General features: G+C 75.3%; 26 protein-coding genes. 11 read left to right on the plus strand and 15 right to left on the minus strand.

Translation table 11 applies throughout. The annotated features are described in order from the left end of the window. The first annotated feature begins 65 nt into the window (after positions 1–65). Positions 66–962, plus strand: coding sequence for a sensor histidine kinase (locus AC4BGE_RS05695; protein WP_490574636.1), 897 nt, complete (start codon positions 66–68; stop codon positions 960–962). Positions 963–990: 28 nt separating this feature from the next. Then, on the plus strand, positions 991–1,170 hold the full coding sequence (locus tag AC4BGE_RS05700) for a DUF1059 domain-containing protein (RefSeq protein ID WP_490570517.1): 180 nt from the start codon (positions 991–993) through the stop codon (positions 1,168–1,170). Positions 1,171–1,196: 26 nt separating this feature from the next. On the opposite strand, the gene AC4BGE_RS05705 is transcribed toward AC4BGE_RS05700, so the two are convergent. From AC4BGE_RS05705 to AC4BGE_RS05715, 3 genes are all read right to left on the minus strand, one after another. Continuing rightward, positions 1,197–1,739, minus strand: a complete 543-nt coding sequence (locus tag AC4BGE_RS05705) for a hypothetical protein (RefSeq protein ID WP_490574637.1) — start codon at positions 1,737–1,739, stop codon at positions 1,197–1,199. A gap of 113 nt (positions 1,740–1,852) precedes the next feature. Further along, positions 1,853–4,180, minus strand: coding sequence for a sodium-translocating pyrophosphatase (locus AC4BGE_RS05710; protein WP_490570519.1), 2,328 nt, complete (start codon positions 4,178–4,180; stop codon positions 1,853–1,855). Positions 4,181–4,356: 176 nt separating this feature from the next. After that, a complete protein-coding gene (locus AC4BGE_RS05715; protein ID WP_490570520.1) occupies positions 4,357–4,692 on the minus strand; it encodes an STAS domain-containing protein in 336 nt (111 codons plus the stop codon). A 123-nt stretch (positions 4,693–4,815) separates the two neighbouring features. Here AC4BGE_RS05715 and AC4BGE_RS05720 point away from each other — a divergent pair, with 123 nt between their 5' ends. Together AC4BGE_RS05720 and AC4BGE_RS05725 are read left to right on the plus strand one after the other, a co-directional pair. After that, on the plus strand, positions 4,816–7,164 hold the full coding sequence (locus AC4BGE_RS05720) for a DEAD/DEAH box helicase (RefSeq protein ID WP_490574638.1): 2,349 nt from the start codon (positions 4,816–4,818) through the stop codon (positions 7,162–7,164). Between the two features lie 10 nt (positions 7,165–7,174). After that, entirely contained in the window at positions 7,175–7,558 is a 384-nt protein-coding gene (locus AC4BGE_RS05725; RefSeq protein ID WP_490570522.1) for a hypothetical protein, read from the plus strand. Positions 7,559–7,585: 27 nt separating this feature from the next. On the opposite strand, the gene AC4BGE_RS05730 is transcribed toward AC4BGE_RS05725, so the two are convergent. The 10 genes from AC4BGE_RS05730 to ssd form a co-directional block, all read right to left on the minus strand. Then, positions 7,586–7,930 carry a hypothetical protein gene (locus tag AC4BGE_RS05730; RefSeq protein WP_490574639.1) on the minus strand — a complete coding sequence of 115 codons (345 nt, stop codon included), beginning with the start codon at positions 7,928–7,930 and terminating at the stop codon, positions 7,586–7,588. A 75-nt stretch (positions 7,931–8,005) separates the two neighbouring features. Further along, entirely contained in the window at positions 8,006–8,374 is a 369-nt protein-coding gene (locus tag AC4BGE_RS05735; RefSeq protein ID WP_490570524.1) for an Rv3654c family TadE-like protein, read from the minus strand. Further along, on the minus strand, positions 8,371–8,754 hold the full coding sequence (locus AC4BGE_RS05740; protein ID WP_490574640.1) for a TadE family type IV pilus minor pilin: 384 nt from the start codon (positions 8,752–8,754) through the stop codon (positions 8,371–8,373). The genes AC4BGE_RS05735 and AC4BGE_RS05740 overlap by 4 nt, the downstream gene beginning before the upstream one ends. After that, complete coding sequence (locus AC4BGE_RS05745) at positions 8,751–8,972, minus strand: DUF4244 domain-containing protein (protein WP_490574641.1); 222 nt, start codon at positions 8,970–8,972, stop codon at positions 8,751–8,753. Before AC4BGE_RS05745 ends, AC4BGE_RS05740 begins: the two co-directional genes overlap by 4 nt. Positions 8,973–9,135: 163 nt before the next feature. Then, positions 9,136–9,510 carry a DUF1330 domain-containing protein gene (locus tag AC4BGE_RS05750; protein WP_490574642.1) on the minus strand — a complete coding sequence of 125 codons (375 nt, stop codon included), beginning with the start codon at positions 9,508–9,510 and terminating at the stop codon, positions 9,136–9,138. A gap of 20 nt (positions 9,511–9,530) precedes the next feature. Beyond that, positions 9,531–10,904, minus strand: a complete 1,374-nt coding sequence (locus AC4BGE_RS05755; protein WP_490574643.1) for a condensation domain-containing protein — start codon at positions 10,902–10,904, stop codon at positions 9,531–9,533. Between the two features lie 133 nt (positions 10,905–11,037). After that, positions 11,038–11,799 (minus strand): type II secretion system F family protein, encoded by a 762-nt coding sequence (locus tag AC4BGE_RS05760; RefSeq protein WP_490574644.1) that lies wholly within the window; start codon positions 11,797–11,799, stop codon positions 11,038–11,040. Continuing rightward, on the minus strand, positions 11,796–12,623 hold the full coding sequence (locus tag AC4BGE_RS05765) for a type II secretion system F family protein (RefSeq protein WP_490574645.1): 828 nt from the start codon (positions 12,621–12,623) through the stop codon (positions 11,796–11,798). The genes AC4BGE_RS05760 and AC4BGE_RS05765 overlap by 4 nt, the downstream gene beginning before the upstream one ends. Continuing rightward, positions 12,620–13,777 carry a TadA family conjugal transfer-associated ATPase gene (locus AC4BGE_RS05770; RefSeq protein ID WP_490570531.1) on the minus strand — a complete coding sequence of 386 codons (1,158 nt, stop codon included), beginning with the start codon at positions 13,775–13,777 and terminating at the stop codon, positions 12,620–12,622. Before AC4BGE_RS05770 ends, AC4BGE_RS05765 begins: the two co-directional genes overlap by 4 nt. Next, positions 13,774–14,847: a septum site-determining protein Ssd gene (gene ssd, locus AC4BGE_RS05775; RefSeq protein ID WP_490570532.1), complete on the minus strand. Its 1,074-nt coding sequence runs from the start codon at positions 14,845–14,847 to the stop codon at positions 13,774–13,776. The genes AC4BGE_RS05770 and ssd overlap by 4 nt, the downstream gene beginning before the upstream one ends. Positions 14,848–15,053: 206 nt before the next feature. Between ssd and AC4BGE_RS05780 the strand changes: the two genes are divergently transcribed. Continuing rightward, a complete protein-coding gene (locus AC4BGE_RS05780) occupies positions 15,054–15,848 on the plus strand; it encodes an HAD family hydrolase (protein ID WP_490570533.1) in 795 nt (264 codons plus the stop codon). 255 nt (positions 15,849–16,103) lie between these two features. On the opposite strand, the gene AC4BGE_RS05785 is transcribed toward AC4BGE_RS05780, so the two are convergent. Next, complete coding sequence (locus AC4BGE_RS05785; protein WP_490570534.1) at positions 16,104–16,832, minus strand: oxidoreductase; 729 nt, start codon at positions 16,830–16,832, stop codon at positions 16,104–16,106. A 27-nt stretch (positions 16,833–16,859) separates the two neighbouring features. Between AC4BGE_RS05785 and AC4BGE_RS05790 the strand changes: the two genes are divergently transcribed. The 6 genes from AC4BGE_RS05790 (at position 16,860) to AC4BGE_RS05815 (ending at position 23,091) form a co-directional block, all read left to right on the plus strand. Then, positions 16,860–17,831, plus strand: coding sequence for a class I SAM-dependent methyltransferase (locus tag AC4BGE_RS05790; protein WP_490570535.1), 972 nt, complete (start codon positions 16,860–16,862; stop codon positions 17,829–17,831). A gap of 70 nt (positions 17,832–17,901) precedes the next feature. Beyond that, on the plus strand, positions 17,902–19,206 hold the full coding sequence (locus AC4BGE_RS05795; RefSeq protein WP_490574646.1) for a hypothetical protein: 1,305 nt from the start codon (positions 17,902–17,904) through the stop codon (positions 19,204–19,206). An 81-nt stretch (positions 19,207–19,287) separates the two neighbouring features. Beyond that, positions 19,288–20,412 (plus strand): histidine kinase, encoded by a 1,125-nt coding sequence (locus AC4BGE_RS05800; RefSeq protein WP_490574647.1) that lies wholly within the window; start codon positions 19,288–19,290, stop codon positions 20,410–20,412. Further along, positions 20,409–21,182 carry a LytR/AlgR family response regulator transcription factor gene (locus tag AC4BGE_RS05805; RefSeq protein ID WP_490570538.1) on the plus strand — a complete coding sequence of 258 codons (774 nt, stop codon included), beginning with the start codon at positions 20,409–20,411 and terminating at the stop codon, positions 21,180–21,182. The genes AC4BGE_RS05800 and AC4BGE_RS05805 overlap by 4 nt, the downstream gene beginning before the upstream one ends. Continuing rightward, positions 21,179–21,571 carry a hypothetical protein gene (locus AC4BGE_RS05810; protein ID WP_490574648.1) on the plus strand — a complete coding sequence of 131 codons (393 nt, stop codon included), beginning with the start codon at positions 21,179–21,181 and terminating at the stop codon, positions 21,569–21,571. The genes AC4BGE_RS05805 and AC4BGE_RS05810 overlap by 4 nt, the downstream gene beginning before the upstream one ends. Further along, positions 21,568–23,091: a sodium/solute symporter gene (locus tag AC4BGE_RS05815; protein ID WP_490574649.1), complete on the plus strand. Its 1,524-nt coding sequence runs from the start codon at positions 21,568–21,570 to the stop codon at positions 23,089–23,091. Before AC4BGE_RS05810 ends, AC4BGE_RS05815 begins: the two co-directional genes overlap by 4 nt. A gap of 33 nt (positions 23,092–23,124) precedes the next feature. Here the strand turns inward: AC4BGE_RS05815 and AC4BGE_RS05820 are convergent, their stop codons facing one another. Then, positions 23,125–24,225: a PP2C family protein-serine/threonine phosphatase gene (locus AC4BGE_RS05820; protein WP_490574650.1), complete on the minus strand. Its 1,101-nt coding sequence runs from the start codon at positions 24,223–24,225 to the stop codon at positions 23,125–23,127. Positions 24,226–24,292: the final 67 nt, after the last annotated feature.

The raw sequence follows: 24,292 nt of genomic DNA on the forward strand, positions 1-24,292 counted from the left end.
GGCCACGACGGACTCGGACGCGGCAAAGGCTCAGCAACGCGCGCGCGGGGCCGATGGGGACCCACATGACCACCCTCGACCTCCAGCTCCTCGACGGCGGTCTCGAGGAGCCCTCCGTCGATCTGCGCGTCACCGCCGTGCTCGAGGTGCTCGGCGGCGCCCAGCCGGGCGAGGTCGCCCACCGCCACGGGGTGGACCGCGCGGTGCTGACGCGCTGGGTGCGCGGGTTCGTCGCCTCCGGCACCGCCACGGTCACCAACCGCCCGGAGCCCGGGGCCGCGCAGCAGCGCGACCGCTTCCTCGCCGCCTTCGCCCACGAGCTGCGGACCCCGCTGACGGTGGCCCGGGGCTGGGTCGGGCTGCTGGCCGACGAGGAGCTGGAACCGCCGGTGGCGCGCACCGTCGACAAGCTGGACCAGGCCCTGGGGCGGCTCACCGAGCGGATCCGCGACGTGGAGCTCCTCGCCGCCGCCTCCCTGGGCCTGCTGCGGCCCGAGCCCCGCCGGGTGCCCGTAGGCCGGCTGCTCGCAGACCTCGCCGGCGCCGACGGCCTGCCCGGCCTCCCTGCCGGCCTCGCCGCGGACGGGGCGACCGGTCCCGCGGTGCTGGTGGACCCCACGCTCTTCCGGCGGGTGCTGCGCGACCTGTGGGAGGCGGGCGGCTCGCAGCCGGCGCCCCGCACCCTGCGGTGGGAGGTGGTCGTCGCCGAGCCGTGGGTGGAGCTGCGCGTGGTCCGCGACGCCGACCCCATCGACCCGGCCGTGCTGCAGGCCCTCTTCGACCCCTTCGACCTCAACGACGACGCCTCCGGGGTCACCATCGGGCTCTACCTGGCCCGGGCGCTCACCGTGGCGCACGGCGGCACCCTCGGCGTCGAGCAGGACGACCACCGGGCCGTCCTGTGGGTGCGGGTGCCCGCCGCCGGCCCCGCCCCCCTGCTCACCACCGCCGTCTCACCGTGAGACGGCCGACCGACCACCAGGAGAACCCATGACCTTCAAGCTGGCCTGCGGCGACGTGATGCCCGGGTGCGCGTCGCGCTTCGAGGAGACCGACCGCGACGTGCTGCTGGCCAAGGTGGCCGCACACGCCGCCGCCGACCACGGCATCACCGAGCTCACCCCCGAGGTGGTGCAGGCGGTGGAGAGCCGGATCGTCTCCACCGCCTGACCCCGGCCGGCGACGGCCGACGACCCTCAGCCGGCGGCGGGGCTCTCGGTCTCGGGCACGCACGCCATCAGGGAGCTCAGCAGCGTGGGGTTGGACGCGGCGGCCTCCTGGCCCTCGACCATGGAGGTGACGAAGAAGCCGCGGAGCACCTCCTCGTCGAGGGCGTCCTTGATGCACTGCTTGGCCGCCTCCGGCACTGTGGTGTCGGCGTCCATCTGGGTCAGGAAGGTGTCGCGCAGGTCGACGCCGCACTCGCCGAAGTTGTCGTAGATCGTCTGCGCCTCGTCGTCCTTGAGCTCGACCGAGGTGAACTCCAGGCCGTTGGACTGGGCCGCGAACTCGCTGGGGCTGCCCGCCTGCTTCACCCGGTCGAGTCCGACCACGTCGATGAACCCCTCACTGAAGCAGCGGGCCTGCTCGCCGTCCATCGGCGAGGACTTCCCGGCCATCTCGGTGGCCAGCGCGTCGACGTAGGCCTCCTCGTCGCCACCCTCGGAGTCCTCGCCGCCACACGCGGTGAGCGGCAGCGCGAGGAGGGCGGCGAGGAGGAACGGGGTGAGACGACGCATGCGGGAACTGCCCTTCGATGAGGGCGCGCATCGCGCCCGGCTGCGGTGACCTGTCGTGGACTGCGGCGACTATAGGGGAGCCGCCCCGCCGGTGGCATCGCTCCGATTGATGATCACGCGCTGGGCCCGATGTTGGGCCGGGTACGCCGCCCGGGCTCCATCGAGGAGGACCCGCCGTCGTCCCCGTCGTCGTTGATCGCCACCTCGCGCTGCTTGGAGACCCAGATCGCCACGACGATGATCGCGACAGCCGCCAGGGCGATGGCGACCCGCAGCACGTCGTTCTGGTCCTCGCCCACGCTCAGCGACACGACCGCACCGGCGATCAGCAGCGAGACCAGGTTCATCACCTTGATCAGCGGGTTGATCGCGGGACCGGCGGTGTCCTTGAAGGGGTCGCCGACGGTGTCGCCGATGACCGTGGCGGCGTGGGCGTCGGAGCCCTTGCCGCCGTGGTGACCGTCCTCGACGAGCTTCTTGGCGTTGTCCCACGCCCCGCCGGCGTTGGCCAGGAAGACCGCCATCAGGGTGCCCGCGCCGATCGCGCCGGCCAGGAAGCCGGCCAGCGCGGTGACGCCGAGCCCGAAGCCGACGGCCACCGGCGCCAGCACCGCGAGCAGGCCCGGCGCGACCAGCTCGCGCAGGGAGTCGCGGGTGACGATGTCGACGACCTTGCCGTACTCCGGGCGCGTGGTCCCCTCCATGATCCCGGGGATGTCGCGGAACTGCCGGCGCACCTCGAAGACCACCGCGCCGGCGGCCCGGCCGACGGCGTTGATGGCCAGGCCGGAGAAGAGGAAGACCACGGCCGCCCCGAGGAGCACGCCGACCAGGACCGCCGGGTTGAAGACCTCGAAGCGGAGCACCTCGTCGGAGCCGGAGTCGGCCAGCGCCTCGAAGACCGAGGTGGCGTAGGAGCCGAAGAGCGCGGTGGCCGCGAGCACCGCGGTGGCGATCGCGATCCCCTTGGTGATGGCCTTGGTGGTGTTGCCGACGGCGTCGAGCTCGGTGAGGATCTGCGCCCCCTCCTCGCTGACGTCGCCCGACATCTCCGCGATGCCCTGGGCGTTGTCGGAGACCGGCCCGAAGGTGTCCATCGCGACGATCACCCCGACCGTGGTCAGCAGCCCGCAGCCGGCGAGGGCGACGGCGAAGAGCGAGACCGTCAGCGAGGCGCCGCCCAGCAGGTAGGCGCCGAAGACGGCGCTGCTGATGACCAGCGTGGTGTAGACCGCGGACTCGAAGCCCACCGAGAGGCCCGAGAGGATCACCGTGGCGGCGCCCGTCAGCGAGGTCTTCCCGACGTCCTTGACGGGGCGGTACTCGGTGCCGGTGTAGTAGCCGGTGAGAGCCAGGATCCCGGCCGACATCACGATGCCGATGACGACGGCGGCCGAGGCGATCAGCCGCGGGTCGCCGTCCAGCAGGGCGAAGGCCGGGCCGAACTCCGCGAAGCTGCCCGGCAGGTAGAGGTAGGAGAGCGCCACCGAGCCGACGGCGCCGACGGCGGCGGAGACGTAGAAGGCCCGGTTGATGGTCGTCAGGCCGTTCTCCTGCGCCCGCGGCCTGGTCAGGAAGACCCCCAGGACGGCGGTCAGGACGCCCACGGCCGGGATCAGCAGCGGGTAGACCAGACCCTTGTCGCCGAAGGCCTGCGAGCCGAGGATGAGCGCGGCGACCAGGGTCACGGCGTAGGACTCGAAGAGGTCGGCGGCCATCCCGGCGCAGTCGCCCACGTTGTCGCCCACGTTGTCGGCGATGGTGGCCGCGTTGCGCGGGTCGTCCTCGGGGATCCCCTGCTCGACCTTGCCGACCAGGTCGGCACCCACGTCGGCGGCCTTGGTGAAGATGCCGCCGCCGACGCGCATGAACATCGCGAGCAGGGCGGCCCCGAAGCCGAAGCCCTCCAGCACGTGGGCGGCCTCGTCGCGGAAGATCAGCACCACCACGCTGGCCCCGAGCAGGCCCAGGCCCACGGTGGCCATGCCCACGAAGGCGCCGGTGCGGAAGCCGATCCGCATGGCCGGGTCGCGGCCCTCGTTCTGGGCGGCCGCGGCCACCCGGACGTTGGCCCGCACCGCCAGGGACATGCCCAGGTAGCCGATCGCCGCGGAGAACCCCGCCCCCAGCAGGAAGAAGATCGAGCGCCCGATCCGGACGGACAGGTCGTCGGCCGGCAGCGCCAGCAGCACGAAGAAGGCGATGGCGGCGAAGAGGGCGAGCGTGCGGAACTGGCGCGCCAGATAGGCGTTGGCGCCCTCCTGCACGGCCTGGGCGATCGTCTTCATGTTGCCGGTGCCATCGGAGGCAGCCATCACCTGGGACCGGAAGACCGCCGCCATCACGAGCGCGCCGAGCGCGATCACGAGGACGACGACGACCAGGGCGAGGTTGCTCCCCGAAAGCTCCGGTTCCACGACGGTGGGAAGGATCCCGAGCATGAACGGCCTCCTGGGTCGTGCGGATGAGTCCAACCGAGGCGGAGTCTACGCAGATGTGACCCGCACCACGCCACCCCTGAACGCCCGGATCTCATGCCGGCACGGGATCTGGCGCACGTCACAGGGGCCCGTACGCCGTCGGCGTACGGGCCCCTGGAGGAGCTGGAGGCGGCTGGTCAGCCGGCGAGGGCGCTGGTCTGGTCCTCGTGGATCGCGAAGACCTTGGCCAGGCCGGTGATCCGGAAGATCTTCAGCAGGCGGTCCTGGTTGCAGACCAGGGCGAGCGAGCCGTCGTGGGCCCGGACCTTCTTGAGCCCGCCGACCAGGACGCCGAGACCGGTCGAGTCGAGGAACTCCACGTCGGCCAGGTCGATGACGAGGTCGTAGACACCGGCGCCGACGAGCTCGGTGATCTTGTCGCGCAGCTTGGGGGCCGTGTAGACGTCGATCTCGCCCCCGACAGCGACAACGGTCTTGCCGTCGACGTCGCGTGTCACAAGAGTCAGGTCCACGTCGTGTTCCTCGGCCTTTCCGCGGGGTTCAGGCACGGGGAGCAGGACGCTCCCGTGCTGTCTGCGGAAGATATCAAACCACGCTTTCGGGTTCTGTCGGTCTTCCTTGTCAGACTTGGGGACGTGCCCCCCACCACGTCGGCCACCCCGTCGACCGCCACCTCCTCCCGCACGAGCGAGCTGCTCGCTCGCCTCGGGCACCTCCCCGGCCGCGAGGAGCGGCTGCGTCACGTCCGGGTGCTGCCCGCCCGGCCCGCCGTGCACGAGCCGTGGCCGCAGTGGTCCCACCCCGTGGTCCGCGAGGCCTTCGAGCGCCGGGGCATCGGCGCGCCGTGGCGCCACCAGGTGGTCGCCGCCGACGCGGTCCGCGCCGGTCAGCACGTCGTCCTGGCCACCGGCACCGCCTCGGGCAAGTCGCTGGCCTACCAGCTGCCCGCGCTCACCAGCCTCCTCGAACGCCGCGGCCCCCGCGACGAGCGGGGCGCCGGGGTCCTCTACCTGGCGCCCACCAAGGCGCTGGCCCACGACCAGCTCGCCGGCCTGCAGGAGCTCCGCACGGGCGTGCGGGCCACCACCCACGACGGCGACAGCAGCCGGGAGCAGCGCGACTGGGCCCGCGACCACGCCGAGTACCTGCTCACCAATCCCGACATGCTGCACCGCTCGCTGCTCCCCGGGCACAGCCGGTGGGCGAGGTTCCTGGCCGGGCTCCAGGTGGTGGTGGTCGACGAGTGCCACCACTACCGCGGGGTCTTCGGCGCCCACGTCGCCCAGGTGCTGCGCCGCCTGCGCCGGGTCTGCGCCCTCTACGGCTCATCCCCGACCTTCGTGCTGCTCTCCGCGACCGTGGCCGAGCCGGCGGAGGCCGCGGGCCGGCTCACCGGCCTGGACGTGCTCCCCCTGACCGCCGATCACTCGCCCCGCGGCGAGCTCTGCGTCGGGCTCTGGGAGCCGCCCCTGACCTCCTTCGCCGGGGAGAACGGCGCCCCGGTGCGCCGGGCGGCGTCCTCGGAGACCGCCGACCTCCTCGCCGACCTGGTCGTCGAGGGCGTCTCGACCCTGGCGTTCGTCCGCTCCCGGCGGGGCGTCGAGCAGGTGGCGGTGCGCGCCGCCGAGCTGCTGGCCGAGGTCGACCCCGAGCTGGCCGGGCGGGTCGCCGCCTACCGCGGTGGCTACCTCCCCGAGGAGCGCCGCGCCCTGGAGGCGGCGCTGCGGGCGGGCCGGCTCACCGGGCTCGCCGCGACCAACGCCCTCGAGCTGGGCATCGACATCAGCGGGCTGGACGCCGTGCTGCTGGCCGGCTTCCCCGGCACCCGGGCGGCGATGTGGCAGCAGATCGGCCGGGCCGGGCGGGAGGGCCAGGACGCGCTGGCTGTGCTGGTGGCCCGCGACGACCCGCTCGACACCTACCTGGTGGCCCACCCCGAGAGCCTGCTCGGCGCGCCCGTCGAGGCGACGGTCTTCGATCCTGACAACCACTACGTGCTGGCCCCCCACCTGTGCGCGGCCGCCCACGAGGCACCGCTCACCGAGGCCGACCTCCCGCTCTTCGGCCCGACCGCCCGCGAGGCGGTCGACGGGCTCACCGAGGCGGGCCTGCTGCGCCGCCGGCCGCGCGGCTGGTACTGGACCGACCGGACCAGGCCCAGCGACCTCACCGACATCCGCAGCAGCGGCGGTGCGGCGTTCTCTCTGATCGAGGGGTCCAGCGGCCGCGTCGTGGGCACCGTCGACGCCTCCAGCGCCCACCAGACGGCGCACCCCGGCGCGGTCTACCTGCACCGGGGCGAGTCCTGGCTGGTCGGCGAGCTCGACCTCGAGGACCGGGTCGCCACCATGGAGCGGGCCGACGTCGACTGGTCGACCTCGGCGCGGGAGACCACCGAGATCACCATCGTCGCCGAGCGCGAGCACGAGCGCTGGGGCGACTGCCGCCTCTCCTTCGGGGAGGTCGAGGTCACCCACCAGGTGGTCTCCTACCTCAAGCGCCGCCAGCCCGGCGGCGAGGTGATCGCCGAGGAGCCGCTCGACCTCCCCCCGCGGGACCTGAGGACCACCGCCGTGTGGTGGCAGGTCCCCGACCACGTGCTGGCGAGCGCCGGCCTCGACGCCGCCGACCTGCCCGGCAGCGCCCACGCCGCCGAGCACTGCTCGATCGGCCTGCTCCCGCTCTTCGCGACCTGCGACCGCTGGGACATCGGCGGTGTCTCCACGGCCAGGCACCCCGACACCGGGGTGCTCACCGTCTTCGTCCACGACGGGCACCCGGGCGGGGCGGGGTTCTCCGAGCGGGGCTACCGGGCCGCCCGGCAGTGGCTCACCGCCACCCGCGACACGATCGCCGCCTGCGAGTGCGACGAGGGCTGCCCCTCGTGCATCCAGTCCCCCAAGTGCGGCAACCAGAACAACCCGCTCGACAAGTCCGGCGCGACCCGCCTTCTCGACCTACTCCTGGAGCACGCCGCCCGGTAGCGTGACCTGCATGGTCGCTCTCGGGCTCGTCCTCATCGTGGTCGGCGGGATCGCGATCCTGGCCGCGCTCTTCGTCAGCGAGGGGACCGCCGAGCTCCTCGGGATGGACCTCCCGGCGCTCTCGATCTTCCTGGTCGGCTTCGCCGCGGGGGTCTGCGTGCTGTGGGGCCTCACCATCCTCAAGTGGGGGACCAAGCGCAGCATCGCCTCGCGCCGCGAGCGACGGGAGCTCCAGAAGCTCAACGCCAAGCTCGACCGGGCGAACGCCGAGAGCCACGGGGGCCGAGGCGACCACGGCTCGCACCCGGACCACGGCGACGTGGGTGACGCGGGGAGCTACGGCGACCGGAACGACCCGGGCCCGCCCGGCGACCCCGGGCGCCCTCCCGCCTAGGTCCCCGTCAGGACGAGTCAGCACCAGTCAGTACGACAGGCGGGTCACCCACGCCGTGCTCGCGAACACGAGGAGCGAGACCAGCGGGACAGCCAGTGCGAGCAGCGCGAGGGTGCGCCGCTCAAGTCGTCTCGCGAGCGCCGGCAGCCACAGACCGACGGCGAGCACGAAGAGGAACCCCTGCACGGCCCAGCTCGAGAGGAGGAGGACGTTCGCGGCCAGGCACGGGTCACAGGTGTGGGTGGAGCAGCTGTACTCGTTGGTGCAGTCGGTCATCACACCGAAGCCCAGCCCCCAGATCCCGATCGTGGCGAAGAAGCCGGTGACCAGGGGTCCCGGGACCCTGAGGAGAGCCAGCAGCAGAGAGTTCACCCCCACCACCCTCCGCCGTCCGCGAGTGGTCGGCATGAGCATGCGCACTCACCTTTCGCTCGCGCCCGGGCCGGGTCACTGCGCCAGGCCGACCGGCCCCGCCCGGGCCCGGGCCGAGAGCCGGTCGGCCAGGCCCAGGGCCGTCGGCGGCGCCACCTCCACCTCGACCTGCACCCACGCGGCCTCCGCCCGGCAGTCGACCAGCGTGGCGCCGTTGGCGCTGGCCAGCTCGGTGGCCCTGGCGCAGCCGTCCCCGCCGCGCAACGCCTCCGCCGCTCCGGCCAGGGCGGCCAGGTCGGCGGCCGACTGCGCCATCCGGTGAGTGCCGACAAGCCCGGCCACCCCGGCGACGGCGAGGGCGACCAGGAGGAGCACGCCGCTCATCGCCACCACCAGCACGGTGGCGGCGCCGCGCTCGTCGCGGCGCGGCGCCGGTCGGCTCACGGCGGCTCCTCCCAGGCCGCGACGGCCTCGGCCGCCACCTCGGGCCGCGGGACGGCACCGAGCAGCCCGGGCGGCGCGGCGGCCTCGGCCCGGACGCTGACCACGACCACCTCGGCCTCGTCCCGGATCTCGAACCGGGCGCCCGGGGGCGCGACCCGCCGTCCCAGCGCGAGGGCCTCGGGCCGGGTCTCGCCGCGGGCCAGCGCCCGCGCCGTCTCGCGCGCGGCGTCGACCACGCGCACCTGGGCGGCGCCGAGCGCGACCATCCAGACCAGCACCAGGACCAGCGCCATCAGCACCGGGATGCCCAGCGCCAGCTCGGCGGTGACCGCGCCGCGCTGGGTCCGCCGGGGCCGGGGACGGCGAGCCGCCCCTCTCACCCGATGCCCAGCAGCTCGAGCACGTGGTCGAAGAGGGTCTTGAGCAGGTTGTCGCCGAAGCCCCCGGTGAGCAGCTTGTAGAGCAGGCCGGCGAGGCCGGCACCCGCCGCTGTGCCCACGGCGTACTCCGCGGTGGTGATCCCCCGCTCGTCGCGCTTCCCCACCGTCTCGGTCGCCCTCTCGTCCGCCTGCGCGGCCTCCGGCACGTCTGTCTCCATGGTGACTCCTCCCTCTCGCGGCCGCCCGTCGCGACCGTCCCGAGGAGCCTCGCGGGATGGAGGAAGGGCGGGCGCCGCGCCGGCCAGCCGCTGTGCAGAAGGGCGCGTCGGACGCCCCTGTGGAGCACCAGCGGTCGTGCGGCGGCGTGCGGGGTGTCGTGCCTCAGGCGGGGTCGGGCCGCAGCCCGACCGGACGCGAGGGCTGGAGCACCGCGGCCGCCAGGGCCCGTTTCCGCAGGCCCGCGACCTCGGCGTACCCCGGCCGGGCGACCATCGAGAGGAACGCCCGCGGCGAGGGGTACCAGACCAGCATGATGCTGTCCCAGTGCTCCTCGCCGACCAGCGGCTCCTCGCCCTTGCCGAAGTAGAGGACCCGGGCCCCGACCGCCTCGACGAACGGGGACGCACGGCGCAGGTACTCCCCGTAGAGGCCGCGCCCGTCGGGTGCGTACCGCAGCAGGTTGAGCATCACGAACGGCTCGTCCGGCGCGTCGGCCAGGAAGTCGTCGAGGTCCGGCTGCGACGGCTCGACCTCCATCTCGTCCCCTCCTGCTTCTCTCACCGCGACACGGGGGCCGAGGCGAAGACGGGTCGTGGGTCCAGCTCGGCCAGCACCGCCCGGCGGATGGTGACGGCCAAGGTGGCGACCCAGGCGCCGCACTCCGACGTGGCCGGGTGCCGGGCCTCCAGGAAGGTGCCCTCGGGCAGGCAGGTGATCCACATGTGGAGCTGGTCGCCGGCCGGGACGTGGCCGAGGAAGCCGTGCGCCCGGCTGGCCTTCCACGCCGCCACCCCGGGGCCGCTGCGGTGGTCCACGAAGGCCAGCACCAGGCTCGGGCGCACGGGGACACCGAGGACCTGGCTGACCACGGGGGCGGGCACCGGCTCGGCACCGACCCGGCGCCGCCGCTCCTCGACCGCGGCGGCCAGGTCGGACAGCGCGCCGCCCGGGTCGACCTCGAAGCGCAGCGGGACGGTCTGGGCGAACCACCCGATCGCGCCCCGCTGCTGCGGGGTGCGGCCGGGGACGGCGAGCAGCGTGGAGACCAGGTGGGGGGCCGGCCCCTCCTGGGCGGCGACGGCGCGGAGCACCAGCGCCAGGACGGCGCTCTCCAAGGTGACGTCCCAGGGGGCGAGGAGCTCCTCGAGCTCGGTCGTCTCGCTCCGGGTGGCCAGTGGCATCGAGACCAGCTCGTGCGCGTGGAGGTCGGTGCGGCCCACGCCGGAGGAGGGGGGCAGCCCCGGCAGGCCGCCGTCCTCGAGGAGCTCGCGCCACGGCTCGAGCCTCGGGTCGTCGGGGGTGATGCCGGCCAGCCGCTCCTGCTCCGCGGCGGCGTGGTCGAGGTGGCTGACCGGGGCGGCGAGCGCGGGGTCGGGACCGTCTCCGCCGACGTAGGCACGGTGCAGGACCGGGATCTCGTCGACGGCCGCGTGCATCGAGGCCAGGTCGAAGGTGACGTGGTCGAAGGCGGCGAAGAGGGTCACGTGCCCCTCGTCCTCGACGGTCACGAAGCCGGCGCGCGGCCACACGTGGGGCTGCGCACTGGCCGAGAGGTGCTCGGTCACGCACGCGTGGGCGCTGTGGTGGTCGGGCGCCACCCCGAAGGAGAGCGGCTCGAACTCGACCTCGCCGGCGCGAAGCAGGCGCCGGGTGAAGTGCCCGGCGTCGCGCTCGTAGTCGCAGCGCAGGCTCTCGTGCCGGTCGAAGAAGCTGGCCAGGGCGGCGGCGAGGGGCTCGGGCCCGGCGTTCTCCAGGCGGCAGGAGAACCCGATCCACGGCGCCTCGGCGGCGTCCGCCCCCGGATGGCCGAGCGCGGCGAGGAGGTGGTGGTGCTGGTCGACGGTGAGCGGGCGCGGGTCCGCAGGGCTGGCCCGCTGGGCCTCGAGGCAGCGCCCCGTCGGCACCCAGGCCGTCACCCTGCCGGGACGCACGTGTGCGGCTCCCAAGTTCGTCGTACGCAACCCGGCCCTCCCTGCTGGGTCCTCGCCACCCCCGCACGCCCGACCGTGCCGGCGAGGAGTCACACGCTCGCGGGCGAGGGCGATCCTGTCAAGGCTCGTCGGCTCAGCCGGCCCCGAGCTGTGCCGCCAGCCCAGCCACCACCGGAACGATGCCCAGCAGCAGGAAGGCCGGCAGCAGGCACAGCCCGAGGGGCAGCGCGGCCCGGACGCCCACCGCCCGTGCTCGGTCCTCGGTGGCGGCGCGCGACTGCCCGGCGAGCTGGTCGGCCAGCCCTTCCACGGTCTCGCGCACCGAGGCGCCGGTGTGGTGCGCGCGGGCCAGGGTGCGCCCGAGCACCGCCACCCCGGCGCCGCCGACCCCGTCCCGGTCCGGCGGGTCCGCCGCGGCCAGCTCGGCCCACACCACCGCCGGGTCGACCCCGAGCGCGAGGCGCGCCAGGGTCGGGGCGAACGCCGTGGCGGCCTCCCCCGGCAGGGCGCCGCAGGCCGCCGCCAGGGCGTGCGCGGGCGGGGCACCGGCGCGCAGCCCGGCCGCCATCAGGCCGACCAGGTGCGGCAGGTCGCGCGCCGCACGGGCCCTGGCCCGACGGACCCCGGGCGCCTCGACCCGGCCCAGGGTGTGCCAGCACATCCCCCCGGCCAGGAGCCCGGCGGCCAGGCCCGGCAGTCCGCCGACGAAGAGGTGGGCGCCGGCTCCCGCCAGGACGCAGAGCACGGCCCGCCTCCCCCAGCCGCGGACGTCGCCGCCGGGACCGGCGACGGCCGGCTCCGGGCGCTCCCGCACCGGCGAGGGCCGCGACGCCAGCAGGACGGTGGCCCCCACCAGTCCGGCCGCCACCAGGGCCGGGTCGACGGAGCCTGTCACAGCTCGTCCTCCACGTCCGCGGCGATCGCCTCGATCCACCACAGGCCGGCCAGGCCCAGGGCCAGGCCGCCCACCAGGCAGCCGGTGCCGACCCAGGTGGCGAGCAGGAACTCCCAGGGCCGCGCGCCGCTCCCCGCGCCGCCGACCAGCGCGAGCCCCGGGAGGGCCACCAGCAGCTGCGCCGTCGACCTGGCCGAGGCGAGCTCGGAGGCCACCACCCGTCGGGTCGCCCGGGCCGCGCTCAGCCCGTCGGCGACCCTGCCGAGGGCGGTGGCGAGGCCGTCGCCGCTGCGGTGGGAGACCTGCCAGGCTCCCGCCAGCAGCCGCAGGTCGGGGTGCCGGCCGCGGCGCAGGGCTCCCGGCACGTCCGCCCCCAGGCGCGAGGCGCGCACGGCCGGGGCCAGCTCGGGGCAGTCCCGGGCCGCCAGCTCCAGCGCCCGCTCGGGGCTGCGGCCGGCGCGCAGCTCGTCGGCCAGCGCGCCGCACGCCTCGAGGACCTGGTCGGCCAGCACCCGCGAGGAGCGCCGCCGTCGCCCCCGCGCGAGCAGGCCCAGCACGGTGGCGACCACGCCGCCGGCGAGGACGGCGTGCACCGCACCCCGGGGGCCCAGGGCGCCGCTGACCACGCCCGCGAGGATCCCGCCGAGGCACACCAGCACCAGTCGGGCCGCCGCCCGGACGCCCGGCGCCGGCTCGTCGGGGGCTCCGTCCGGGGGCCCGCCCGGGCCCGGCGCGCGTGGCCCGGCGCCCGGGCCGACCGCGGGCAGGGGCCCGGCCAGCACCACGGCGGCACCCAGCAGGACCGCGGCCACCCACCCCGTCACGGTCGTCCTGCCAGTCGGTCGGCCAGGGAGTCGGCCGCCGGCCCCTCCCGCAGGGTCCCGTCACGGCCGAAGGTGAGCGCCGGGACCATCTCGACCCGGTCGTCGACACGCTGCGGCACGGCGACCTCGCCGAGCCGGCGCACGCCGTCCGGCCCCCGGACCACGTGGAGCACCAGGTCGACCGCCGCGCCCAGCTGGCTCGCCGTGGCCGCCCGGCCGAGGCCCGCGGTGGCGGCCAGCGCCTCGATGCGGGCCGTGACCTGGGTGGCGGCGTTGGCGTGCAGGGTGCCGGCGCCGCCCTCGTGGCCGGTGTTCATGGCGGCCAGCAGGTCGACCACCTCCGCGCCGCGGACCTCGCCCACCACCAGCCGGTCGGGGCGCATCCGCAGCGCCTGCCGGACGAGGTGTCGCAGGTCGAGCGCCCCCTGCCCCTCGACGTTGGCCGGCCTGGCCTCCAGGGCGACCACGTGCGGGTGGTCGGGCCGCAGCTCGGAGGAGTCCTCGACCAGCACGATCCGCTCGTCGGGCGGGACCAGGCTGAGCATGGTGGCCAGCAGCGTGGTCTTGCCCGACCCGGTGCCGCCGCTGACCAGGAAGGCCAGCCGTCCGGCCACCACGTCGCGCAGCAGCCGCGCGCCCGGAGCGGTGAGGGCCCCGGCGGCGACCAGGTCGTCGAGGGTGAAGGCGGCCGAGCGCGGCACCCGCAGGGAGATCAGGGTCCCCGGCCGGGCCACCGGGGCCAGCACGGCGTGGAAGCGGGTGCCGTCCGGCAGCCTGACGTCGCAGCAGGGGGTGGCGTCGTCGAGCCGCCGCCCACCGAGGCCGGCCAGCCGCTGGGCCAGGCGGCGCACCTCCTCCTCGTCGGCGAGCTCGACCTCGGTCCGCTCGAGCCCCTGCCCCCGGTCGACCCACACCGGCCCCGGCCCGTTGACCAGCACGTCGGTCACCGTCTCGTCGCGCACCAGGGGCTCCAGCACCCCGACCCCGAAGGCGGTGCGTCGCAGCACCTCGTGGATCGCGCGCACCGCGTCGTCGCCGACCGGGCGACCCTGGCGCCGGAGCACGTCGGCGACCCGGTGCGGCGTCACCTCGCCGTGCTCGCGGGCCAGCTGCTCACGGACCGCCTCGACCGTCGCCGGACCGGGCAGGCTCATGCCGTCCACGGCTCTCCCAGGCCGGCGAGCAGCTGTGCGGCGGCCCGCGCCAGGGGCCCGCGGCGGGCACGGGCCGGACCCAGCCCGAGCTCCACCGACTCCTCCAGCCCGCGCTGCTCGGCCATCGCCAGCAGCACCGGTGCGCCCACCGCCCGCTCGACGTCGCCCGGCGAGAGCCCCCGGCCCCGCAGCACCAGCGAGGCCCGGCCCGCCCGGGCCTCCAGGGCGCGCGAGGCGGCGGCGACGCCGGTCAGGGTCGGACGCAGCACCAGCAGCAGCCGGTCGCTGCGGGTGACCACCTCCTCCACCAGGTCGCCGCGGAGCCGGGGCAGGTCGACGACGACCAGGTCGTGGACCCGGCGCGCGGCCTCGACGGCGGCCCGCACCACCTCGGGGGTCGGCGGTTCCGGCGCCCCGCTCCCCCAGGTGAGGACCCCGAGCGTCCCGCGGCGGGGCACCGCGTCACGCAGCGAGACCCCGCTGAGCCGTCCGGTGGCGCCCACGAGCGCCTCCCAGCCCAGCCCCGGCTCGCCGTCGAAGCCCAGCACCCGGTCCGCCCCGGGGCCCCCGTGGTCGGTGTCGACCACCAGCACCGGACCCGAGCGGGAGGCCACCTGGGCCAGGGCGCAGGCCAGGGTGGTCGCCCCGGCCCCGCCCGAGCCGGCCTGGACGGCAAGGACGTGGCCGTGCCGCGGGGCCGCCACCAGGTCGGTCATCAGGCCGGCGAGCCAGCCCGCGGCCAGGTCCAGCTCGAGGACCGCCTCGGCGCCGAGCGCGACCGCACGGCGGAAGTCGGCCTCCTCCGGCGCGCGGCACCCCACCAGGTGGACGCCGCGCCGGCGGGGCGGTGCCGACCGGGCCAGGTCCGCGGCCAGGTCCGTGCCGACGACCACCACACCCGCCTCCTGCCAGCACGCCAGCGCCTCCGCGCTGCCCTCGGCCACGTACGGCATCACCCCCACCCCCGCGGCCAGCCGGTGGACCTCCTCGACCAGCCGCGGGTCGCGGCTCACCACCAGCAGCCGTGCCCCCTGCTCCGTGCCGGACCTGCCCGCGCTCGACTCCCTCATGACGCCACCCTGTCCGGCCGGCCGGGCGGGCCGCCGAACCGACCGCGGCACCTGTGGAGGAGCAGGCCCCGGCGTCCGGGACGGCACGGGTTGTGGGGGCCGAGCGGCCCGCGGAGCCCGCTCCGAGCGACGGCTCAGGCGGCCACCGGGCCAGCCTTCCGCGGCGTTCGGCGACCCGGCGAGGACGCGCCGCCTAGCATGAAGGCATGCCTGGCGCGGCTGCGGCCTTCTTCGACCTCGACAAGACGATCATCGCCAAGTCGAGCACTCTCGCCTTCAGCCGCCCCTTCCAGGCCGGCGGGCTGATCACCAGGCGAGCCATGCTGCGCTCGGCGTACGCCCAGTTCGTCTACCTCATCGGCGGTGCCGACCACGACCAGATGGAGCGGCTGCGGGGCTTCATGTCCCAGCTGGTCGCGGGCTGGGACGTCGCCACGGTGCGCGAGATCGTCGCCGACACCCTGCACAACGTGGTCGACCCGATCGTCTACGACGAGGCCGTCGACCTGATCGAGGAGCACCACGCCGCCGGCCGCGACGTGGTGGTGGTCTCGGCGAGCGGCACCGAGGTGGTCGGGCCGATCGCGGAGCTGCTCGGCGCCGACCGGGTGGTGGCCACCCGGCTGGAGATCGTCGACGGCAAGTACTCCGGCGAGATCGAGTACTACGCCTACGCCGAGGAGAAGGCGCGGGCCATCGAGGCGCTGGCGCAGGAGTGCGGCTACGACCTCGACACCAGCTACGGCTACAGCGACTCGATCACCGACGTCCCGATGCTCCAGGCGGTGGGTCACCCCTTCGCCGTCAACCCGGACAAGGAGCTGCGCCGGGTGGCCACCGAGCGCGGCTGGCCGGTGCTGACCTTCACCCGCCCGGTGCGGCTCGGCTCCCGGGTCCCGCTGCCGGCCAAGCAGGCCCTGGCCGCCCTCGCGGTGGGCGGCGCGGTGGCCGTCGGCGGCTACGTCTGGGTCAACAGCCGGCGCCACCGCGGCCCTGCCTGAACCAGGCTGAACCAGGTCGAGAGGGGCTCGGTCAAACCCTTGTTTCTACGCCCGCACGGGCGTAGAAAGGAGTCAGAACTCCACAGAGCAGCACATGGTCCCGGTACCCACGCGGCGATCATCCCTTCGAAAGGGCGTTGGTCACAGCGGCACGCCCGCCAGGCCACACTTCGATGCACGCTTGGTAGCCAGGCTCATGTGTCAGCGACGGCACCCACCCACGCGGCGCGGGTGCCGTTCGCACGCTCGTGACCCTCAGCTGCCGGACCGCCGCAGCGGGCTGGCCTCCGCACCCGCCGCGAACGCCTCGGCTGCGTAGAGCGCCCAGGCGTGTGCCCCGCGCTCCCCGCCGTCCCGGTAGCCGCGCAGGTTCGACTCGTACTGCGGACGCAGCGCCAGGTGGCCGGCCTCGGGCACGACCAGCGACTTGGCGTCGACGCCGCGCGAGACGAGCACCAGGCGCTCCACCGCGCGGGCCACGATGCCGTTGTGGGAGCCGAACGGCGCTCCGGTCGCGATCTCGGCGTGGGCCACGGCGGCCACCAGCAGGGCAGGCGCCTCGGTGCGGGCCAGCAGCAGCTCGGAGACCCGGCGCAGCCGCTCGGCCGACGCGGCGTCGCGTGGCCGGCCGAGCTGGTCCTCGGGCAGCGTGGTGGCCGCGGCCACCGCGTGCAGCCGGGCCAGCGCCTGCAGGGGCGCGGTCTTGAGCAGGGGCGCGTTGGCGAGCAGGACGGCGGAGAGGCGCAGCGCGTCCTGGGCGACCTGGTCGCCGCCCCCCTCGGCGAGGTCGGAGAGCTGCGAGCCCGACCCCTCCAGGACCGCGGAGGCGTGGGCGCCGCGCATCAGCGACTCCCCCGTCATCTCCGGGGAGGTACGCCGCAGTCCACGGTCGCGCAGCATCACGTCGATGCCGTCGCGGGTGGCTGCGAGGGCCGAGGAGACGCCCTCGAGCGCCGCCAACCACGCCAAGGGGTCCCTGCTCACGCGGGCCACGCTAGTAGCCTCGGGGCAATGAACCACGAGCAACCCCCGGACCGAGACCGTTCCGCCCGAGCGGCGGCGCGGCTCTATCACCGTGGGGCGCCCGGCTACCCCCGGCAGGCGGCCGACTGGCTGGTCGCCGGTCAGGCCAGGAGCGTGCTCGAGCTCGGCGCCGGCACCGGGCAGCTGACCGGGCACCTGGTCGCCGCCGGCCACGACGTGCTCGCCACCGACGCCGAGCCGGCGATGCTGGAGGCGCTCGTCGAGGAGCTCCCCGGCGTCCGGACCAGCACCGCCCGCGCCGAGGAGTCGTGCGTGCCGGACCGCTCGGTCGACGTGGTCGTCTGCGCCGCCTCCTTCCACCTCTTCGACACCCCCACGGCGCTGGAGACGATCGCCCGGGCGCTGCGCCCCGGCGGCCACCTGGCGGTGGTGTGGAACGAGCCGGACTCGCGGATCCCGTGGGTCCGACGGCTGGGGCGGCTGCTGGACGGCCCCGAGGAGGAGCGCGAGCCGCTGCAGGAGGTGCTCGTCGGCTCCCCCCTCTTCAGCTTCGTCGAGGAGCGGACCTTCAAGTCCTGGCAGGACGTCAACGCCGAGTCGGTGCGCGACCTGGTCCTCTCCCGCCCCCACGTCGCCTCCCTGCCGCCGGAGCGGCAGGAGGAGCGCGTCGACGACGTGCTCGACCTCTACGCCGAGTACGGACGCGGCATGGACGGCATGCAGCTGCCCTACCTGGTCCGCTGCCTGCGCACCCAGGTGGTGCACCAGCCCGGCCTCTTCGACGACGGCTCCGAGGTCGTGACGCACTCCGCCCCGGTGGTGCCGGCCGCGGCCCCGACGGACCCCTCCACGGGGGACGCCGCAGGGGACGCCGCGGCGGCTGCCGGCGAGGCCGCCTCGGACGCGACCGACCCGGACGCCGCGCGCCGGGCCCGCAGCCTGGAGATCTTCCGCTCCGACGGCACCGACACCGACATGCTGCTCATCGACTTCCGCTAGGCGGGTTTCCTTTCCCCCCGACGGGGCATGCTCGCGCCGACCTACTCGGGCACTCCAGGGGGAAGAGCACATGCACGCACGCCAGAAGACCACCCACCGCCTGCTCGCGGGCCTGACCACGGCCTGCCTGGCCGCCGGCGGCCTGGCGGTCGCCACCGGCTCGCCGGCCCACTCGGCCGAGACCTGCCGCGGAGCGGTGACGACGATCCTGGGCACCCCCGGCACCCCGCTGACCGGCACGCCGGGCAACGACGTGGTGGTCACCAACGGCGCCACGGTGGTGAGCACCCTGGGTGGCGACGACATCGTCTGCGTCACCGGCGGCACGCCGTACGTCGACACCGCGACCGGCGCCGACGTGGTCGACACCGTCAGCGCGGGGGGCGCGGCCGTCAGCGTGTGGCTGGGAGCCGGCCCGGACCAGTTCTACGGCGGCGAGGGCCCCGACACCGTCGGCACCCACGGCGAAGGGCTGGTCCCCGACCTGGACGCCGACACGATCCTGACCGGCGGCGGCGACGACGTCGTGCAGTCGGGGGCGCCCGGCGAGCCCAACGCCGACACCGTCGACCTCGGCGACGGCAACGACCGCCTGGTGCTGCGCGGGGTGACGAGGGGGCAGGGCGGCTCGATCTCGGGCGGCGGCAACAGCGACGCGCTCGACCTCGACTTCTCCGGCAAGGCGCCGTGGTACATCGACAACAACAAGGGGATCGCCAACCGCAACAGGGAGCGCCAGTACACCTGGGTGGCCTTCGAGCAGTTCGACGTGATCCCCACCGCGGGTCGCTTCATCTTCCGCGGCAGCCCCAGCAACGAGCGGCTCTCCTATGCCGACCCGGCGGGCGGCCCGGTGGGCGCGACGACCGTCACGATGGGGGCGGGCAACGACCACCTGACGGTCGCCCCGCAGGCCCCCGCGAGCAGCACCTACGACGGCGGCGACGGCCGCGACGAGATCGCGGTCTCCTCACCCGGCGAGCGGCTGACCGTCGACCTCACCGCGGCCCGCCTGTGGCGCGGCGGGAAGAAGCGCGGCGCCGTCGCGGCCAGCGTCACCGGCTTCACCGACGCCACCGTGTGGGCCAGGAACGCGACCGCGAAGGGCGACGGGCAGGGCAACCGGCTCAGCGTCGGCGGCTGCACCGTCCGCGCCTACGGCCTCGGGGGCGCCGACGTGCTCAAGCGGCTGGAGAGCGACGCCTTCTCCTGCCGCAAGCGCTCCAAGCTGCTCGGCGGCCCGGGCCGCGACCGGCTCGCCGGCGGCGAGGGCCGCGACAAGCTCTACGGCGGTCCCGGCAAGGACCGGGCCAACGGCGGCGAGGGACGCGACCTGTGCCAGGCCGAGAAGCGGAAGAGCTGCGAGCGCCGCTGACGGTGCGGCCGTCGGCTCGGGCCACTGCCCTCAGGCGCGGTGGGGCACGACCGGCGGCCAGGTCGCAGTAACCTGCGTCACATGAGCGCCTGGCCCCGGTTCCTGCGTCGTACGCCGCTGGGCACCGAGGCCGACCGCGCCACCTTCCACACGCTGCACACCGCCGGGCTCGCCTCCCCCGCCCTGCGCGAGGGCCTGACCCCGGCGAGCGCGGCGCTGGCCGTGCGCCACCTGCGCGCCCTGCTGGGCTCGCCGGCCGTGGCGCTCACCGACACCGTCGGCCTGCTCGCCTGGGACGGGGACGGCAGCCACCACGCCGGCCAGGTGGCGCGGCTCATCGGCCCCGCGCTCGAGCACGGCGACACCCACACCGCCGATGCCTCGGACCTGCCGTGCGACGACCCGACCTGCCCGGTGCGGCACGCGATCGCCACGCCGCTGGTCGTCGACGACCGGCTGGTCGGGATCCTGATGGCCTTCGCGCCGGAGCCGGCGGCGGGGCTGGTGCTGGCCACCCACGAGGTCGCCCAGTGGGTCAGCGGGCAGCTGGAGCTCGCCGAGCTCGACGCCCAGCGCACCCGCGCGATGGCCGCGGAGGTGCGGGCCCTGCGGGCCCAGATCAGCCCCCACTTCATCTACAACTCGCTGGGCGCGATCGCCAGCTTCGTGCGCACCGACCCCGACCGGGCGCGCGAGCTGCTGCTGGAGTTCGCCGACTTCACCCGTTACTCCTTCCGCTCCCACGGCGAGTTCACCACCCTGGCCGAGGAGCTGCGCTCGATCGAGCGCTACCTGGTGCTGGAGCAGGCCAGGTTCGGCGACCGGCTCCGGGTGACCCTGCAGGTGGCCCCCGAGGTGCTGCCGGTGACGGTCCCCTTCCTTTGCATCCAGCCGCTCGCCGAGAACGCGGTGCGCCACGGCCTCGAGGCGGTGGAGGGCGTGGGCCGGCTGAGCATCGTCGCCCGCGACGCCGACCACGAGTGCCTGATCGAGGTCGAGGACAACGGGGTCGGGGAGGACCCCGAGCGGGTACGCCGCGCCCTGGCCGGCGACGACTCCCTGGACTCCGTGGGCCTGGGCAACGTGGACGCGAGGCTGCGCAACGCCTTCGGGGACGGCTACGGTCTCGTCGTGGAGACGGCCCCGGGCGCCGGCACCAAGGTGATCGTGCGGGTGCCCAAGTTCGCCCCCGGAGTGCACCCATGACCCAGCAGCCACCCGCGCGGACGCCCGCGCCCACCCGCCCGGGCCTGCGCGTGCTCGTGGTCGACGACGAGCGCCCGTCCCTCGACGAGCTCGGGTTCCTGCTCTCCCGCGACCCGCGGGTCGGCGACGTACGGACCTGTGCCACCGCCACCGAGGCCCTGCTGGTGCTGCCGGAGTGGGAGGCCGACGCCGTCTTCCTCGACATCTCGATGCCGGGCCTCAACGGGCTCGAGATGGCTCAGGTGCTGGGCCGGTTCAAGACGCCGCCCCCGATCGTCTTCGTCACCGCCCACGAGCAGCACGCGCTCGAGGCCTTCGAGCTGGCGGCGGTGGACTACGTGCTCAAGCCGGTCCGCGAGGAGCGCCTGGGCGAGGCGATGCGCCGCGTCGTCGAGCGCCGGCAGCCCGACGCGGGGCGCCCGGCCCGGCCGAGCGAGGAGGAGCAGGTCGCGGTCGAGCGCGGCGGGGTCACCCGGTTCCTGGCGCGCAGCGAGATCAGCCACGTCGAGGCCCAGGGCGACTACGCCCGGCTGCACACCCGGGACGACTCGTTCCTGGTGCGCACCCCGCTCTCCACCCTGGAGGCGGAGTGGGCCGGCGCGGGGTTCGTCCGGATCCACCGCTCCCTGCTGGTCTCCCTGGCCCACGTGACCGAGCTGCGCACCGACGGCGGCCGCTGCTCGGTGGTGGTCGAGGGGCGCGAGCTCGCGGTCAGCCGCCGGCACACCCGCGAGCTGCGCGACCTGCTGCTGCGCCGGGCCGGACCGTGACCGCCCCTGCCCCGCGGGTCCGGGTCACCGGCCCGCCCCGCCACCACGGCGGCGCCCGGCGGCCCGGCACCGGCGACATCGACGCCGGCACCCGGATCGGCGCGATCCTGATGGGCAGCCTGCTGACCGCGCAGCGCCGGCTGGCCTGGCAGACGCTGCTGGCGCTGGCGCTCAGCGTCGGCTCGTGGCCGCTGGTCTTCCATCTCGCCCCGCACCTGGCCGAGGTGCGGGTGCTCGGGATGCCGGTGCCGTGGCTGCTGCTCGGTGTCCTCGTCTACCCGTGGCTGATGCTCCTCGGCTGGCTCCACCTGCGCCGGGTCGAGGCCACCGAACGGGCCTTCAGCGAGCTGGTCTCCGAGGCCCGCCCGCCGGAGCCGGACGACGGATGATCGACTCCTGGGCCGCGCTCGTCGGCGTCGTGGGGGTCGCCGTCGCCACCCTGGCGATCGGCACCTGGGGGCTCCGCTTCTCCCGCACCACCAGCGACTTCATGGTCGCCTCCCGCACGGTGCGCCCCGGTCTCAACGCCTCCGCGATCGGCGGCGAGTACCTCTCCGCCGCCTCCTTCCTCGGCGTGGCCGGCCTGGTGCTCACCTTCGGCGCGGACATGCTCTGGTATCCCGTGGGCTGGACGGCCGGCTACCTGGTGCTGCTGGTCCTGGTCGCCGCCCCGCTACGCCGTTCGGGGGCCTACACGCTGCCCGACTTCGCCGAGGCGCGGCTCCAGTCGCGCACCGCCCGGGCCGCCTGCTCGGTGCTGGTGGTGGCGATCGGCTGGCTCTACCTGCTGCCCCAGTTCCAGGGCGCCGGGCTGGTGCTGCGCCAGGCCGTGGGGGCGCCGCCGTGGGTCGGCACCCTGGTGGTGGGCCTGGTGGTGCTGGCCAACGTCACCTCGGGCGGGATGCGCTCGATCACCTTCGTCCAGGCCTTCCAGTACTGGTTCAAGCTGACCGCGCTGCTCATCCCCGCGGCGGTGCTGCTGGCGGTCTGGGTGGGCGACGGGGCCCTCAACCCCGCGGACGCCGGGCCGCCCGGGGGTGCGGGGTTCTGGTCGATCCCGCTGGGTGACGGCGGGGCGCAGGGGCTCTACGTCACCTACTCGCTGATCGTGGCGACCTTCCTGGGCACCATGGGCCTGCCGCACGTGGTGGTCCGCTTCTACACCAACCCCGACGGGCGGGCGGCGCGGCGCACCACGTTGGTCGTGCTGGGCCTGCTGGGGCTCTTCTACCTGGTGCCCCCGGTCTACGGCGCGCTCGGCCGGGTCTACGCCACCGAGCTGGCCGCCTCGGGCGCTGCGGACACCCTCGTCCTCGAGCTGCCCCGCCTGATGCTGCCGGGCCTCGGCGGCGACGTGCTCACCGGGCTGCTGACGGCCGGCGCCTTCGCGGCGTTCCTCTCCACCTCCTCCGGGCTGACGATCGCGGTGGCCGGCGTGCTGGGCCAGGACGTCACCGGCCGGCGGTTCGGGGAGCGGCGCCTCTCGGGAGTGGCGGCGTTCCGCGTCGGTGCGGTGCTCGCCGTCGTCGTGCCCGCGGTGCTGGCCCTGGCCTCGATGGACGTCGGGGTGGCCCGGGTGGTCGGGCTCGCCTTCGCGGTCGCGGCCTCGACCTTCTGCCCGCTGCTGGTGCTGGGCATCTGGTGGCGCGGGCTGACGGCGCCGGGCGCGGTGGCCGGCCTGCTCGTCGGGGGCCTCGGCTCGGGGTTCGCCGTCGGGTGGACCCTGCTGACCACGGCGACCGAGGGGTGGGCCACCGTGCTGCTCGGCCAGCCGGCGGCGTGGAGCGTGCCGGCCGCCTTCGCCGCCATGGTGCTGGTCTCCCGCCTCACCCGGCACCGGACGCCGGCGGGCACCGACCGGTTCATGGTGCGGCTGCACACGCCGGAGGCGCTCGACCTGGAGCGGTAGACCCCCGCTGGTGCCGCGCGGGCGGCACGGCGGCTACCGGGTCAGCGACGTCCGCCAGTCGTGCTCGCCGGACTCCGGCAGGTAGGAGTCGCCGACGGCGGTGTGCTCGAGCAGCAGCACCGCGACGTCGTCGTTGAGCTCGCCCAGCGCCGCGTGCCGGCGTACGCCGTCCAGCAGCCGGTCCAGGGCCTCCTCCAGCGGGCCGCCGACCAGCAGCGGGGCGACCTCTCGCAGGTCGAGGAACTCGCCGCCGGCGTCGCGCGCCTCGCTGACCCCGTCGGTGTAGATCAGCAGCCGGTCGCCTGGCCGCCACGCGAACTCGTGGGCCTCGTAGGCCGTGCCCAGCCCCAGCGGCAGGTCCGCGGGGACCTCGACGAACTCGCAGGTCCCGTCGGGTCGGACCAGCAGCGGCGGCGGGTGGCCGGCGTTGACCAGCACCGGCCGGTCGGCGTCGGTGGTGTCGAGGAGCACCGCCGTGACGAACTCCTCGTCGTCGAAGAACGGGATCAGGTAGCTGCTCATGTCCTCGGCCACCGCCCCGAGGCCCGACTGGATGCCGGCCGCCTGGCGGAAGGCGCGGATCACCCGGGCGGCCTGCTCGATGGCCCCGATCCCCTTGCCCCGGACGTCGCCCAGCAGGAAGCGGGTGTGGCTGCGGGAGTGGTAGCAGTCGTAGAGGTCGCCGCCGATCACCGCGTCCCGCGCCGCCGACTCGTAGCGCGCGGCGATGTCGGTGCGCCGCGCGTGGACGGGCAGCACCGGGAGCACCGCCCGCTGGGCCACGGTGGCGAGCGTGGTCAGGCGCAGGACCTGACGCTCGCGGTAGACCCGGAACGCGGACACCCCGACCGCGGCCAGGCCCATCAGCGCCACGTCGACCAGACGCACCAGGTGCTGCGCGGTGTCCGCGTCGCCGTTCCACCACCCCGACGCGACGGCGGCCACGAGCGCCGCGCCCGCGTAGGCGGCGGTCGGGCCGGCGCTCAGCACGGTGGCCGCGACCAGCGGGGAGAGCGCGAACAGTGGACTCAGCACGACGCTGGAGCCCTCGGTGACGGCGACGTCGGCGACCATGAGCGCGATCAGGGTCGCGAGCGCGCTCGCGCCACCCACCAGCTCGCTCCTGGTCCTCACAGGTGCAGGCTATCTCGGGGCCGTCGGTGACCCCCAGCCACCGTCGACCCTCGGGGTGCGCCGCTCG

This window comes from Nocardioides sp. Z50_6 (assembly GCF_058215755.1).

Bases quoted from the DNA above. Each gene is read 5' to 3' on its own strand.
- AC4BGE_RS05695 (WP_490574636.1), top strand. From the start codon at position 66: ATGACCACCCTCGACCTCCAGCTCCTCGACGGCGGTCTCGAGGAGCCC.
- AC4BGE_RS05700 (WP_490570517.1), top strand. From the start codon at position 991: ATGACCTTCAAGCTGGCCTGCGGCGACGTGATGCCCGGGTGCGCGTCG.
- AC4BGE_RS05705 (WP_490574637.1), bottom strand. From the start codon at position 1,739: ATGCGTCGTCTCACCCCGTTCCTCCTCGCCGCCCTCCTCGCGCTGCCG.
- AC4BGE_RS05710 (WP_490570519.1), bottom strand. From the start codon at position 4,180: ATGCTCGGGATCCTTCCCACCGTCGTGGAACCGGAGCTTTCGGGGAGC.
- AC4BGE_RS05725 (WP_490570522.1), top strand. From the start codon at position 7,175: ATGGTCGCTCTCGGGCTCGTCCTCATCGTGGTCGGCGGGATCGCGATC.
- AC4BGE_RS05745 (WP_490574641.1), bottom strand. From the start codon at position 8,972: ATGGAGACAGACGTGCCGGAGGCCGCGCAGGCGGACGAGAGGGCGACC.
- AC4BGE_RS05750 (WP_490574642.1), bottom strand. From the start codon at position 9,510: ATGGAGGTCGAGCCGTCGCAGCCGGACCTCGACGACTTCCTGGCCGAC.
- AC4BGE_RS05770 (WP_490570531.1), bottom strand. From the start codon at position 13,777: ATGAGCCTGCCCGGTCCGGCGACGGTCGAGGCGGTCCGTGAGCAGCTG.
- ssd (WP_490570532.1), bottom strand. From the start codon at position 14,847: ATGAGGGAGTCGAGCGCGGGCAGGTCCGGCACGGAGCAGGGGGCACGG.
- AC4BGE_RS05780 (WP_490570533.1), top strand. From the start codon at position 15,054: ATGCCTGGCGCGGCTGCGGCCTTCTTCGACCTCGACAAGACGATCATC.
- AC4BGE_RS05790 (WP_490570535.1), top strand. From the start codon at position 16,860: ATGAACCACGAGCAACCCCCGGACCGAGACCGTTCCGCCCGAGCGGCG.
- AC4BGE_RS05795 (WP_490574646.1), top strand. From the start codon at position 17,902: ATGCACGCACGCCAGAAGACCACCCACCGCCTGCTCGCGGGCCTGACC.
- AC4BGE_RS05800 (WP_490574647.1), top strand. From the start codon at position 19,288: ATGAGCGCCTGGCCCCGGTTCCTGCGTCGTACGCCGCTGGGCACCGAG.
- AC4BGE_RS05805 (WP_490570538.1), top strand. From the start codon at position 20,409: ATGACCCAGCAGCCACCCGCGCGGACGCCCGCGCCCACCCGCCCGGGC.
- AC4BGE_RS05815 (WP_490574649.1), top strand. From the start codon at position 21,568: ATGATCGACTCCTGGGCCGCGCTCGTCGGCGTCGTGGGGGTCGCCGTC.